The sequence below is a fragment of the Pseudomonas orientalis genome (assembly GCF_001439815.1).
In the GTDB taxonomy this organism is placed as follows: domain Bacteria; phylum Pseudomonadota; class Gammaproteobacteria; order Pseudomonadales; family Pseudomonadaceae; genus Aquipseudomonas; species Aquipseudomonas orientalis.
This window is the reverse complement of the sequence record NZ_JYLM01000013.1, coordinates 71,055-84,310: the sequence shown is the minus strand read 5'-3', so window position 1 is coordinate 84,310 and position 13,256 is coordinate 71,055. Positions and strand designations below refer to the sequence as shown.

General features: G+C 61.6%; 14 protein-coding genes and 1 pseudogene. 12 read left to right on the top strand and 3 right to left on the bottom strand.

Annotated features, from left to right (window positions below; all coding sequences use genetic code 11):
• Positions 1 to 115 precede the first annotated feature (115 nt).
• From ribF to ispH, 5 genes are all read left to right on the top strand, one after another.
• The gene (ribF, locus tag TU82_RS24750) at positions 116 to 1,054 is read left to right on the top strand and encodes a bifunctional riboflavin kinase/FAD synthetase (RefSeq protein WP_057725854.1); all 939 of its coding nucleotides are present in this window, start codon (positions 116 to 118) and stop codon (positions 1,052 to 1,054) included.
• Between the two features lie 14 nt (positions 1,055 to 1,068).
• Positions 1,069 to 3,900: an isoleucine--tRNA ligase gene (ileS, locus tag TU82_RS24745; protein WP_057725853.1), complete on the top strand. Its 2,832-nt coding sequence runs from the start codon at positions 1,069 to 1,071 to the stop codon at positions 3,898 to 3,900.
• Positions 3,893 to 4,405 (top strand): signal peptidase II, encoded by a 513-nt coding sequence (gene lspA, locus TU82_RS24740; RefSeq protein ID WP_057725852.1) that lies wholly within the window; start codon positions 3,893 to 3,895, stop codon positions 4,403 to 4,405. The genes ileS and lspA overlap by 8 nt, the downstream gene beginning before the upstream one ends.
• Positions 4,406 to 4,412: 7 nt before the next feature.
• Positions 4,413 to 4,850 (top strand): FKBP-type peptidyl-prolyl cis-trans isomerase, encoded by a 438-nt coding sequence (locus TU82_RS24735; RefSeq protein ID WP_173667508.1) that lies wholly within the window; start codon positions 4,413 to 4,415, stop codon positions 4,848 to 4,850.
• 139 nt (positions 4,851 to 4,989) lie between these two features.
• On the top strand, positions 4,990 to 5,937 hold the full coding sequence (gene ispH, locus TU82_RS24730; protein WP_057725850.1) for a 4-hydroxy-3-methylbut-2-enyl diphosphate reductase: 948 nt from the start codon (positions 4,990 to 4,992) through the stop codon (positions 5,935 to 5,937).
• Here the strand turns inward: ispH and TU82_RS24725 are convergent.
• A pseudogene (locus TU82_RS24725) lies at positions 5,891 to 6,467 on the bottom strand (GspH/FimT family pseudopilin). The gene ispH and the pseudogene TU82_RS24725 sit on opposite strands and share 47 nt — an antisense overlap.
• Before the next feature lie 206 nt (positions 6,468 to 6,673).
• Between TU82_RS24725 and pilV the strand changes: the two are divergent.
• The 5 genes from pilV (at position 6,674) to thiO (ending at position 9,983) form a co-directional block, all read left to right on the top strand.
• A complete protein-coding gene (gene pilV / locus TU82_RS24720) occupies positions 6,674 to 7,159 on the top strand; it encodes a type IV pilus modification protein PilV (RefSeq protein ID WP_057725848.1) in 486 nt (161 codons plus the stop codon).
• Positions 7,156 to 7,863 carry a PilW family protein gene (locus tag TU82_RS24715; RefSeq protein WP_057725847.1) on the top strand — a complete coding sequence of 236 codons (708 nt, stop codon included), beginning with the start codon at positions 7,156 to 7,158 and terminating at the stop codon, positions 7,861 to 7,863. Before pilV ends, TU82_RS24715 begins: the two co-directional genes overlap by 4 nt.
• 4 nt (positions 7,864 to 7,867) lie before the next feature.
• Complete coding sequence (locus TU82_RS24710; protein WP_057725846.1) at positions 7,868 to 8,398, top strand: pilus assembly PilX family protein; 531 nt, start codon at positions 7,868 to 7,870, stop codon at positions 8,396 to 8,398.
• Between the two features lie 11 nt (positions 8,399 to 8,409).
• A complete protein-coding gene (locus tag TU82_RS24705) occupies positions 8,410 to 8,811 on the top strand; it encodes a type IV pilin protein (RefSeq protein WP_057725845.1) in 402 nt (133 codons plus the stop codon).
• A gap of 62 nt (positions 8,812 to 8,873) precedes the next feature.
• A complete protein-coding gene (gene thiO / locus TU82_RS24700) occupies positions 8,874 to 9,983 on the top strand; it encodes a glycine oxidase ThiO (RefSeq protein ID WP_057725932.1) in 1,110 nt (369 codons plus the stop codon).
• Here thiO and TU82_RS24695 read toward each other — a convergent pair.
• Positions 9,970 to 10,203: a PP0621 family protein gene (locus tag TU82_RS24695; RefSeq protein WP_057725844.1), complete on the bottom strand. Its 234-nt coding sequence runs from the start codon at positions 10,201 to 10,203 to the stop codon at positions 9,970 to 9,972. The two genes, thiO and TU82_RS24695, sit on opposite strands and share 14 nt — an antisense overlap.
• 126 nt (positions 10,204 to 10,329) lie before the next feature.
• Positions 10,330 to 11,355, bottom strand: coding sequence for an outer membrane protein assembly factor BamD (locus TU82_RS24690; RefSeq protein ID WP_057725843.1), 1,026 nt, complete (start codon positions 11,353 to 11,355; stop codon positions 10,330 to 10,332).
• Between the two features lie 149 nt (positions 11,356 to 11,504).
• On the opposite strand from TU82_RS24690, the gene rluD reads away from it, so the two are divergent.
• Positions 11,505 to 12,467, top strand: a complete 963-nt coding sequence (gene rluD / locus TU82_RS24685) for a 23S rRNA pseudouridine(1911/1915/1917) synthase RluD (protein ID WP_057725842.1) — start codon at positions 11,505 to 11,507, stop codon at positions 12,465 to 12,467.
• Positions 12,464 to 13,189, top strand: coding sequence for a peptidoglycan editing factor PgeF (gene pgeF / locus TU82_RS24680; protein ID WP_057725841.1), 726 nt, complete (start codon positions 12,464 to 12,466; stop codon positions 13,187 to 13,189). The genes rluD and pgeF overlap by 4 nt, the downstream gene beginning before the upstream one ends.
• Positions 13,190 to 13,256: the final 67 nt, after the last annotated feature.

The following is a 13,256-nucleotide window of genomic DNA, read 5'->3' as shown; positions in this document are numbered from 1 at the left end:
TTTACCGCGATAAAACGGCTGTTTTATCGAATCGATCCATTTGGCCTGTGCTGTTGCCTGTCGTCCGGGGCCGGGTGTGGTTATAATCGACCACTTTATGAGCAAGAAGCGCGTTATGCAGCTGGTTCGAGGTCTCCACAACCTGCGCCCCGAGCACCGGGGCTGCGTCGCCACTATTGGCAACTTTGACGGGGTTCACCGTGGCCACCAGGCTATCCTGGCCAGGCTGCGCGAGCGTGCGGTCGAGTTGGGCGTGCCCAGCTGCGTGGTGATTTTCGAGCCGCAGCCGCGGGAATATTTTACCCCCGAGACTGCGCCGGCCCGTCTGGCACGCCTGCGGGACAAGCTGCAACTGCTGGCTGAAGAAGGCGTGGACCGCGTCCTCTGCCTGGCCTTCAACCAGCGTTTGCAAAGCCTCAGCGCCGCCGAGTTCGTCGACCGTATCCTGGTCGATGGCCTGGGCGTTGAGCATTTGGAAGTCGGTGACGACTTCCGTTTTGGTTGCGACCGCGTCGGGGATTTCGATTTCCTGCAACAGGCCGGCGTCAACCAGGGGTTTACCGTCGAAGCCGCGCAAACCGTTGAACTCGACGGCCTGCGCGTGAGCAGTACCCAGGTGCGTAACGCCCTGGCCGCTGCCGACTTCGCCTTGGCCGAGCGTTTGCTCGGTCGCCCGTTCCGCATTGCCGGTCGGGTCCTGCACGGCCAGAAGCTGGCGCGCCAATTGGGCACGCCAACCGCCAACGTGCAACTCAAGCGCCGTCGTGTGCCGCTGACCGGGGTTTACCTGGTCAGCGTCGACATCGACGGCCAATCGTGGCCGGGAGTCGCCAACATAGGCGTCAGGCCCACGGTTGCAGGTGATGGCAAGGCCCACCTGGAAGTTCACCTTTTGGATTTTGCCGGTGACTTGTATGACCGGCGTTTAACCGTGGTTTTCCACCAGAAGCTGCGTGAAGAGCAGCGTTTCGCCTCCCTTGAGGCGTTGAAAACGGCGATCAATGCGGATGTCGCCGCCGCCCGTGCACTAGCCGCACCTAGCGCCCATCGCTAACCGAAGAGCCTTAAATGACCGACTATAAAGCCACGCTAAACCTTCCGGACACCGCCTTCCCAATGAAGGCCGGCCTGCCACAGCGCGAACCGCAGATCCTGCAGCGCTGGGACAGTATTGGCCTGTACGGAAAGTTGCGCGAAATTGGCAAGGATCGTCCGAAATTCGTCCTGCACGACGGCCCTCCTTATGCCAACGGCACGATTCACATCGGTCATGCGCTGAACAAGATTCTCAAGGACATGATCCTGCGTTCGAAAACCCTGTCGGGCTTCGACGCGCCGTATGTCCCGGGTTGGGACTGTCACGGCCTGCCGATCGAACACAAGGTCGAAGTGACCTACGGCAAGAACCTGGGCGCGGATAAAACCCGCGAACTGTGCCGTGCCTACGCCACCGAGCAGATCGAAGGGCAGAAGTCCGAATTCATCCGCCTGGGTGTGCTGGGCGAGTGGGACAACCCGTACAAGACCATGAGCTTCAAGAACGAGGCCGGTGAAATCCGCGCCTTGGCCGAAATCGTCAAGGGCGGTTTCGTGTTCAAGGGTCTCAAGCCCGTGAACTGGTGCTTCGACTGCGGCTCGGCCCTGGCCGAGGCGGAAGTCGAGTACGAAGACAAGAAGTCCTCGACCATCGACGTGGCCTTCCCGATCGCCGACGAGGCCAGGCTGGCCGAGGCCTTTGGCCTGGCGTCGCTGGCCAAACCGGCTGCCATCGTAATCTGGACCACCACACCCTGGACCATCCCGGCCAACCAGGCGCTGAACGTGCACCCCGAGTTCACCTACGCGCTGGTGGACGTGGGTGATCGCCTGCTGGTGCTGGCCGAAGAAATGGTCGAGTCGTGCCTGGCGCGTTACGAGCTGCAAGGTTCGGTGATCGCCACCACCACCGGCTCCGCGCTGGAACTGATCAATTTCCGTCATCCGTTCTACGACCGCCTGTCGCCGGTGTACCTGGCTGACTACGTCGAACTGGGTTCGGGTACCGGCATCGTTCACTGCTCGCCTGCCTATGGTGTGGATGACTTCGTGATCTGCAAAAAGTATGGCCTGGTCAACGATGACATCATCAATCCGGTGCAGAGCAACGGTGTGTACGTGCCGTCGCTGGAGTTCTTCGGCGGCCAGTTCATCTTCAAGGCTGACCCTGCGATCATCGAAAAGCTGCGTGAAGTCGGCGCGCTGATGCAGACCGCCACCATCCAGCACAGCTACATGCACTGCTGGCGCCACAAGACGCCGTTGATCTACCGCGCCACCGCGCAGTGGTTTATCGGCATGGACAAAGAGCCGACCAGTGGCGAAACCCTGCGCATACGCTCGCTCAAGGCCGTCGAAGGCACCAAATTCGTCCCGGCCTGGGGCCAGGCGCGCCTGCACTCGATGATCGCCAACCGTCCGGACTGGTGCATCTCCCGCCAGCGTAACTGGGGCGTGCCGATCCCGTTCTTCCTGAACAAGGAAAGCGGCGAACTGCACCCGCGCACCGTCGAGCTGATGGAAGCCGTGGCCCAGCGCGTTGAACAGGAAGGCATCGAAGCCTGGTTCAAAATGGACGCCGCCGAACTGCTGGGTGATGAAGCGCCGCAGTACGACAAGATCAGCGACACCCTCGACGTGTGGTTCGACTCGGGCACCACCCACTGGCACGTGCTGCGCGGTTCGCACCCGATGGGCCACGAGACCGGCCCGCGTGCCGACCTGTACCTGGAAGGTTCGGACCAGCACCGTGGCTGGTTCCACTCGTCGCTGCTGACCGGTTGCGCCATCGATAACCACGCGCCGTACCGCGAGCTGCTGACCCACGGCTTCACCGTCGACGAAAACGGCCGCAAAATGTCGAAGTCGTTGAAAAACGTGATCGAGCCGAAAAAGATCAATGACACCCTGGGCGCCGACATCATGCGTCTGTGGGTCGCCTCGACCGATTACTCGGGCGAAATCGCCGTGTCGGACCAGATCCTGGCCCGCAGCGCCGATGCCTACCGTCGCATCCGTAATACTGCGCGCTTCCTGTTGTCGAACCTGACCGGTTTCAATCCGGCCACCGACATCCTGCCGGCCGAGGACATGCTCGCCCTCGACCGTTGGGCCGTGGATCGCGCCCTGTTGCTGCAGCGCGAGTTGCAGGAGCACTACGGCGAGTACCGCTTCTGGAATGTCTACTCCAAGATCCACAACTTCTGCGTGCAGGAGCTCGGTGGTTTCTACCTCGACATCATCAAGGACCGCCAGTACACCACCGGCGCCAACAGCAAGGCGCGTCGCTCGGCACAGACCGCGCTGTACCACATCAGCGAAGCGCTGGTGCGCTGGATCGCACCGATCCTGGCGTTCACCGCCGACGAACTGTGGGAATACCTGCCGGGCGAGCGTAACGAGTCCGTCATGCTCAACACCTGGTACGAAGGCCTGACCGAACTGCCTGCCGACTTCGAACTGGGCCGCGAGTACTGGGAAGGTGTGATGGCCGTGAAGGTTGCGGTGAACAAGGAGCTGGAAGTGCAGCGCGCGGCCAAGGCCGTGGGCGGCAACCTGCAAGCCGAAGTCACCCTGTTTGCCGAGGAAGGCCTGACCGCCGACCTGGCCAAGCTGAGCAACGAACTGCGCTTTGTGTTGATCACCTCTACCGCCAGCCTGGCGCCCTTCGCCCAGGCTCCGGCAGATGCCGTGGCTACCGAGGTACCGGGCCTGAAGCTCAAGGTGGTCAAGTCGGCCTTCCCTAAATGCGCCCGTTGCTGGCACTGCCGTGAAGATGTCGGCGTGAACCCCGAGCATCCGGAAATCTGCGGTCGTTGCGTCGATAACATCAGCGGTGCAGGCGAGGTTCGTCACTATGCCTAATGTAGCCAGTCGTTTCGGACGTCTGGGCTGGCTCGTATTGAGCGTGCTGGTGCTGGTCATCGACCAGGTCAGCAAGGCTCATTTCGAAGGCTCCCTGGAAATGTTCCAGCAGATCGTAGTGATCCCGGATTACTTCAGCTGGACCCTGGCCTACAACACCGGTGCGGCCTTCAGCTTCCTCGCCGATGGCGGTGGCTGGCAGCGCTGGTTGTTCGCACTGATCGCCGTGGTGGTCAGTGCGGTGCTGGTGGTCTGGCTCAAGCGCCTGGGCCGGGATGACACCTGGCTGGCCATCGCGCTGGCCCTGGTGTTGGGCGGCGCGCTGGGTAACCTGTACGACCGCATTGCCCTGGGCCATGTGATCGATTTCATTCTGGTGCACTGGCAGAACCGTCATTATTTCCCGGCGTTCAACTTCGCCGACAGTGCTATCACGGTCGGCGCGATCATGCTGGCGCTGGACATGTTCAAGAGCAAGAAAACCGGAGAGACCGTCAATGACTGATCAGGTATTGGCTGAGCAACGCATCGGCCAGAATACGGAAGTCACTTTGCATTTCGCATTGCGCCTGGAGAATGGCGACACGGTCGACAGCACCTTCGACAAAGCGCCGGCGACCTTCAAGGTCGGTGACGGCAACCTGTTGCCGGGTTTTGAAGCGGCGCTGTTCGGCTTCAAGGTCGGTGACAAACGCACCCTGCAGATCCTGCCGGAAAACGCCTTCGGCCAACCCAACCCGCAAAACGTGCAGATCATCCCGCGTTCGCAGTTCGAAGGCATGGACCTGTCGGAAGGCCTGCTGGTGATCTTCAACGATGCGGCGAATACGGAATTGCCCGGCGTGGTCAAAGCCTTCGATGACACGCAAGTGACCATCGACTTCAACCATCCGTTGGCCGGCAAGACCCTGACCTTTGATGTTGAAATCATCGCCGTTAAAGCGCTCTAACTGAAGATTCCGGCCTATTGTAGGAGCGAGCTTGCTCGCGAAGGTCTTCAACGATAATCCTGGCATCCTGAATGATCGCGGTGCCTGTGAAATTTTCGCGAGCAAGCTCGCTCCTACATGGCAATACACGAGGCACAGCATGCAAATCAAACTCGCCAATCCCCGTGGCTTCTGTGCCGGTGTGGACCGGGCGATCGAAATCGTCAACCGCGCCCTGGAAGTCTTCGGGCCGCCGATTTACGTGCGGCATGAAGTCGTCCACAACAAGTTCGTGGTCGAAGACCTGCGTGCGCGCGGCGCTATCTTCGTCGAAGAACTCGACCAGGTGCCTGACGATGTCATCGTCATCTTCAGCGCCCACGGCGTGTCCCAGGCCGTGCGCACCGAAGCGTCCGGCCGTGGCCTGAAGGTGTTCGATGCTACATGTCCGCTGGTGACCAAGGTGCACATCGAGGTGGCGCGCTACAGCCGTGACGGACGTGAATGCATTCTGATCGGCCACGCCGGCCATCCGGAAGTCGAAGGCACCATGGGTCAGTACGACGCCAGCAATGGCGGCGCCATCTACCTGGTGGAAGACGAAAAAGACGTCGCCAACCTGCAGGTGCAGAACCCGGAACGCCTGGCCTTCGTGACCCAGACCACCTTGTCCATGGACGATACCAGTCGCGTTATCGATGCCCTGCGCACGCGCTTCCCGGCCATTGGCGGCCCACGCAAGGACGACATCTGCTACGCCACGCAAAACCGCCAGGACGCGGTAAAGCAACTGGCCGACGAGTGTGATGTGGTGCTGGTGGTCGGCAGCCCCAACAGCTCCAACTCCAACCGCTTGCGTGAGTTGGCCGAGCGTATGGCGACACCGGCGTACCTGATCGACGGCGCCGAGGATATGCAGCGCAGCTGGTTCGACGGTGTCGAGCGCATCGGCATCACGGCGGGCGCCTCGGCCCCGGAAGTCCTGGTGCGTGGAGTGATCCAGCAATTGCATGCCTGGGGCGCCACCGGCGCCGATGAATTGGCAGGACGCGAAGAAAACATCACGTTTTCGATGCCCAAGGAATTGCGGGTGCGCTCGCTGCTCTGAAGCCGGTTCGCTCAGCCACGGCATAATGCCTGCTCGGTCTTGTCACTGCGCAGGCTGACACGCCCACTGGGTGCCAGCACGACCTGATACAGGCTCTGTGCCTGCTTTGTGTCGCAAACGTGCACGGTGCCGGCACGAAATCCGCCGCCTGCAAACACCGGTTCTCCCAGGGCGCTGAAACGAACCTGGCTACTGACCGGGCCATTACCTGCAACCGGTACGCGTCCGCTGTCCTGACGCTCCAGCAGCACCGGGTTGTCGTCATCCAGATGGCCACGACCGCTGATATCCAGGATCACCCGCCACCCCTGGCTCCAGTCCTGCTCCCGTGCATGGATGACCACTGCACGATTGCGTGCGATGGCCTCGCTGCGCGCATAACGCAGCCCTTCGGCCAGTGTCTGGGCCACGCTTTGTCGCTGCTGCGATTCCAGCAAACCCTTGAAGCCGGGTATGGCCAGCTGCGCCAGGAAGCCCGTCACGACCAGTCCCAGCAGTAATTCGATAAGGGTGAAACCTCGTTGTGTCATGTGCGCTCCTTCCGTGGATGCGGGTGATCTTCAAGTGACAGGCATAGGTATAGCGTTGGGTCCCTGATGCTGAATGGTGGCCTTTATGTCCAATGTATTTCCCTTTGTTCCGGTAGCGGCAACAGCGCAAAACCGGCGCTAGTCTTGGGGGCATACAGCAGGGTTCTGCTGTTTTTCCAAGGCCTTCGACATGGATGACGACGGTAATGCCTTTCTGCCGAAATGGATTATTTCTGCGTGCAGTTCATCGACCTCAATCCGGCATGACGCTGATCGAGGTACTGGTGGCGGTGCTGGTCCTGGCTCTCGGGCTGCTGGGGGCTGCGGCTATTCAGCTCAACGCGCTCAAATACACCGACAGCGCACGGATGACCAGCCAAGCCAGTTTCATTGCCTACGACATGCTCGACCGGATTCGCGCCAATGCCGGTGTCGATTACGCCTGGGCGCAAGCCGAGCACGCGCCGCCCGGCACCTCGACCGCCAGCGTGCGTGACCTGGACTTGCATGATTTCGAAGCCAATATTGTTGGTTTTGCCGGAAAAGACGCCAAAGGTGCCGTGGCGGTCAGCGGCAACGAAGTCACCATCAGCATCACCTGGGAAGACGCCAGGTTGGCGAGGAGCCTGGGCGCACGGCAAACCTTCACCCTGACCAGCCGTATCGCCAACGGGCAAGGCAGGTTGCAATGAACCGTCCGGCACGTGGTTTCGGGCTGGTGGAGTTGCTGCTGGCGCTGGCCGTGGGCTTGGTGCTGATCCTCGGCGCGAGCCAGGTGTTGATCAGCGCGCGACTGACCCAGGCCAGCCAGCAGGCCGCCATGGTGCTGCAGGATGACGCGCGATTTGTCCTGAGCAAGCTGGTCCGGGATATTCGCCAGGCAGGCATGCTGGGGTGTCTGGCCCCGGCCTTTATTGACAACGCCCCGGCGGCCTTTGACCGCCCGATTGGCTGGGAAGTGTCGGCGAACGCAACGTCACTGACGCTGGTGACCGCCAATGCCGGCGACGGTGCCGGCAAGCCGGACTGGACGGTGGTGTCCGACTGCAAGGAAGCGGCCCAGGCTTTCGCTGGCATGCCGCCTCTGGTCGCGCCCGGCCAGATTCGTTTTGCCCTACGCGAACTCACTTATATCTATGAGGCGGGACAGTTGAAAATCAGTACCCCGTCAGTACCGGCCAAGGCAGTACTGATAGATAACGTGCGGGCCTTCGAAGTCAATTTTGGAGTAGCGGCCAGGCCTGAGTCGACAGACGTGGCGCGTTACGACAGCCATCCTGCCGATGCTTCATTGATACGCAGCGTACGCATCCGCATGACCCTGCAGGACCCGAGCGGGCGCGTGAAGGATCAGGCCTACAGCGTCGTGGCGGCACTGCGCAACCGGCTGGAGTAGGGCGATGGTCATGGTTGAGAGGAGCGATGTGCGCCAGGCGGGGATGGTACTGCTGGTCAGTCTGGTATTCCTGCTGTTGTTGTCGCTGGTGGGGTTGTCATCAATGCAGGCCGCGATCTCCCAGCAGAAGGTCGCCAGTAGCCTGTGGCAGCGTAATCAATCGTTCCAGACGGCCGAAAGTGGCCTGCGGCTGGGGGAGTTGGCGGTGCGCAGGGCCGGGCTCGCGCTGCCACTTTGCCACTCGATCATCAGCTGCGCGCCGCCCATCGATGCTTTTTCGGTGGTTGGCCCTGGGCCCAATCCGGTCTCGGCGGTCAATTGGGTGGCGTTCAAGGACGGGGTGTATGGCGTTCAATCCCTGGGAGTGGGGAGGGGCCAGGCGCATTTACCGCCGCATGCTCCGGCCGCGCTCTTCCGAGTGACGGCCGTGGGGCTTGGTGGTCAATCGCGCGCGGTGCTTGAGACCGTGTATGCGCGGGTGGAGGAGGGCAACGGCGCGCGCTTTCGGCGAGTCTTATGGCGGCAACTTCAATAAGGAGTCATTCAATGGGCATGGATAGCCAGGGCTTTACCCTGATCGAATTATTGATCGCGCTGGCGATCATCGGATTGCTGGCCGGGATCGCTTACCCCGGATATACCGGCCAGGTGAAAAAGGTGTATCGGGTGCAAATCGTCGCGCTGCTGAGCGAGCAAGCTCAACATCTGGAGCGTTTTTACACGCGCAACGGCACTTTTATTGATGCAAGCGGCGTCAGTACAGGCAATGATCACTATAGAATCAGCGCCGTATTGAACCCTCAGGATTTTGTCCTGCTTGCCACGCCTGCCACGGACTCAGTCATGGCGGACGACGCCTGCGGCCAATTCAGCTTGACCAGCACCGGCATGCGAAGCAATCCGGGAGCGGCGCCGCAAATGCCGCTCAAGACATGCTGGGGGCAGTGATGAGAGTGCTGGATGAATGGGCGCCGGGCGCGCTTTTCCCTTTTTATCGGCTGGATCAAATGATGGCTAAGCAACAGCGAGTAGTGATTGTCGGCGGCGGGGTTATTGGCTTATTGACGGCATACAACCTGGCTGACCGGGGGCAGGCGGTCATATTGCTGGAGCGCGGTGGGCTTGGGCAGGAATCTTCCTGGGCAGGCGGCGGGATTGTTTCGCCGTTGTACCCGTGGCGTTATAGCCCGGCGGTGACCGCCTTGGCCCATTGGTCCCAGGATTTCTACCCGCAACTGGCGCAACGGCTGTTCGCTGCGACCGGCATTGATCCTGAGGTCCACACCACGGGCCTGTATTGGCTCGATCTGGATGACGAAGCCGACGCCCTGGCCTGGGCTGCGCGTGAGGGGCGGCCCTTGAGCAAAGTGGACGTATCGGCTGCCCATGATGCCGTTCCGGCGCTGGGCGGCGGTTATGCGCAGGCGATCTACATGGCCGATGTGGCCAATGTGCGCAACCCGCGTCTGGTCAAATCCCTCAAGGCGGCGTTGTCGGCGCTGCCCGACGTGACGATTCATGAGCAGTGCGAAGTCGATGGATTTATTGTGCAAGGCGACACCGTGGTGGGCGTGCATACGTCCGCTGGCGCCATGACGGGGGATCAAGTTGTGCTCGCCGCCGGTGCCTGGAGCGGGGAGTTGCTGGGAAAACTGGGCCTGGGGCTGCCCGTGGAGCCGGTCAAGGGCCAGATGATTCTCTACAAATGTGCGTCCGACTTTTTATCGAGCATGGTCCTCGCCAAAGGGCGCTATGCGATCCCGCGGCGTGATGGGCATATTCTGATTGGCAGCACCCTGGAGCATGAGGGATTCGACAAAACGCCAACGATAAGCGCGCTGGACAGTCTCAAGGCGTCTGCGGTGGAGCTGCTTCCCGCCCTGGCGGACGCCGAGGTGGTGGGGCACTGGGCGGGTCTGCGGCCCGGCTCGCCGGAAGGTATCCCGTATATCGGCGTGGTACCCGGCTTCAAGGGCTTGTGGCTCAATTGCGGGCATTACCGCAATGGCCTGGTGCTCGCCCCGGCGTCCTGTCAGCTATTTGCCGACTTGCTGCTGGGGCGCGCGCCGATCATCGACCCGGCACCTTACGCGCCCGCCGGTCGAGTCAGCGCTGAATAGACTTCGGCCCCTGCTGCAGGTGCGCCTGGGTGCAATACCATTGCTGGCCTGAGCTCAGCGCACGGTCTTGCGGCACATGCACGCCGCAATGGGCGCAACGCACCATCAAGGCGGCATTGGGTTCGCCGGTGCGGGATTGCCTGGCGGTAGGGCTTTTGAATTTGCGCCAGAGCCATACTGCGGCGGCAATGACGGCGATCCAGAACAATAGACGAAGCATGATGGGCAGTTTCTCGGTAGGTGATGCGCCAGTTTAGCCAAGGTCACCCTGGGCGCACAGCGCAATAAATACTCGTCCATGAAAAAGGGAGCTCCTGAGAGCTCCCTTTTGCGTTGCGTCGAACGGTCAGTCGAACACGCCGAAGGTCATGTAGCTGAACCACGAGCGGTCCTGGTTGTTACCCAGGGCTTGCGGCTCTTCTTCTTCGATCACGTCGCCGTTCTCGTCGTGCGGCTTGAGGTCCGAAGGAATCGCGTCCTTGGCGTCCTGGTACTGCTTGATCACGTCCTGGTTGGCGCGTGTTTCGCCTGGCGGCAGCGGTGGACGGGACTCGATCAGGCCCAGGGTGTACTTGCTCAGCCACGAACGGTTGTCGGCTTCGTCAACCTGAGGCACGAACTGGCCGTCTTTCAGGCTCGGGTGGTCCGGGTAGTTGAGCTTCAGGGTTTCCAGGCTGGTGGCCGCCAGCTCATCCAGGTGCAGACGCTGGTAAGCCTCGGTCATCACGGCCAGGCCGTCACCCACGGAAGGGGTTTCCTGGAAGTTCTCCACCACATAGCGGCCACGGTTGGCAGCGGCCACGTATGCCTGACGGGTCAGGTAGTAATGGGCCACGTGGATCTCGTAGGACGCCAGCAGATTGCGCAGGTAGATCATGCGCTGCTTGGCGTCCGGCGCGTAGCGGCTGTTGGGGTAGCGACTGGTCAGCTGGGCGAACTCGTTGTAGGAGTCGCGAGCGGCGCCCGGGTCGCGCTTGGTCATGTCCAGCGGCAGGAACCGCGCCAGCAGGCCAACGTCCTGGTCGAACGAGGTCAGGCCCTTCATGTAGTAGGCGTAGTCCACGTTCGGGTGCTGCGGATGCAGGCGGATAAAACGCTCGGCGGCGGACTTGGCAGCTTCCGGCTCGGCGTTCTTATAGTTGGCGTAGATCAGCTCGAGCTGGGCCTGGTCGGCATAGCGGCCGAACGGATAGCGCGACTCCAGTGCCTTGAGCTTCGCCGTGGCGCTGGTGTAGCTATTGTTATCCAAGTCCGTCTGAGCTTGCTGGTACAGCTCGACTTCGCTCAGGTTTTCGTCGACGACGTCCTTTGTTGACGAGCAAGCAGCAGTCATGGCGAGGATGGCGATCAGCAGCAGGTGTTTCACTTGCATGGCGGCTTGCGTCCCTATGACGGCCGCTGTCTTGGGCGGGGCCGTCCTGTTATGATGAGCGCCCCGTTGAAAGCCTCGGGGCAAAAGACGCCGTATTTAACCACAAGCGCGCAGCCGAAACCAAAGGCTGTGCCACGCCTAGTCTGAGCATGTCCGATAAAATTGAACTTCGCGCAGAGGTGCCGTCCGAATTGGGCGGCCAACGCCTCGATCAAGTCGCCGCACAATTATTCGCTGAGCACTCGCGCTCGCGCCTTTCCGCCTGGATCAAAGACGGCCGCCTGACTGTGGATGGAGCGGTTATCCGCCCGCGAGACACAGTGCATGGCGGTGCGATTCTTGAGCTGACTGCCGAGCAGGAAGCCCAGGGAGAATGGGTCGCCCAGGACATCGAGCTGGATATCGTCTATGAAGACGACGACATCCTGGTCATCAACAAACCCGCAGGCCTGGTGGTTCACCCGGCGGCCGGGCACGCTGATGGCACCTTGCTCAATGCCTTGCTGCACCACGTGCCGGACATCATCAATGTGCCGCGCTGCGGCATCGTGCACCGTCTGGACAAGGACACCACCGGCTTGATGGTGGTGGCCAAGACCATTCAGGCGCAGACGCAACTTGTTACTCAATTGCAGAGTCGCAGCGTCAGCCGGATCTACGAATGCATCGTGATCGGCGTCGTGGTGGCCGGTGGCAAGATCAACGCGCCTATCGGTCGCCACGGCCAGCAGCGCCAGCGCATGGCGGTGATGGAGGGCGGCAAGCAGGCCGTCAGCCACTATCGCGTGCTGGAGCGTTTCCGTTCCCACACCCATGTGCGGGTCAAGCTGGAAACCGGTCGTACCCACCAGATCCGCGTGCACATGGCCCACATCAACTTCCCGCTGGTCGGTGATCCGGCCTACGGTGGTCGCTTCCGCATTCCGCCTGCGGCCAGCCAGACCATGGTCGAATCGCTCAAGACGTTCCCGCGCCAGGCACTGCATGCACGCTTCCTGGAGCTGGATCATCCGACGAGCGGTAAGCGCATGAGCTGGGAATCGCCGCTTCCAGACGATCTGGTCTGGCTGTTGTCGCTGCTCAAGCAGGATCGCGAGGCGTTTGTCGGATGAGTGACTGGCTGACTCCTGACTGGCCCGCGCCGTCTCAGGTCAAAGCCTGCGTCACCACCCGTGCGGGCGGCGTCAGTGTGGCGCCGTTCGACAGCCTCAACCTGGGCGATCATGTGGAGGACAGCCTTGAGTCTGTCCTGGAAAACCGTCGTCGCCTTAGCGAAGCGTTCGATATCCAGCCGGCCTGGCTGCGCCAGGTCCACGGCACCACGGTGGTCGAGGCCGATCCGGGCCGTATCGCCGAAGCCGATGGCAGTTGGACCAGCACCCCGGGCATCGCCTGCACCTCGATGACGGCCGATTGCCTGCCTGCATTGTTCTGCAATCGAGCGGGCTCCCGTGTCGCGGCGGCTCATGCCGGTTGGCGCGGGTTGGCGGCGGGGGTGCTGGAGGCAACCTTCGAAAGCCTTGAGAGCAAGCCCGCCGACGTTCTGGTCTGGCTTGGTCCGGCCATTGGCCCGCAGGCCTTTGAAGTCGGTCCCGAGGTGCGTGAAGCGTTCATGCTGCAACTGCCGGCGACTGCCCAGGCCTTCATTCCCAGCCCCAATCCCGGCAAGTTCATGGCTGACATCTACCAGCTTGCTCGCCTGCGCCTCGCCGAGCGGGGTATCACCGCCGTCTACGGTGGCGGTGACTGCACCGTGACCGACCCGCGCTTCTTTTCCTATCGCCGCAGCCCGCGTACGGGCCGATTCGCCTCCCTTGTCTGGCTTGAACGCTAGACTGTCCTGATCTGTATCAACCATCCACTGCTTGAATCCCGCAGAATCCACCCCATCTATAGGGGTA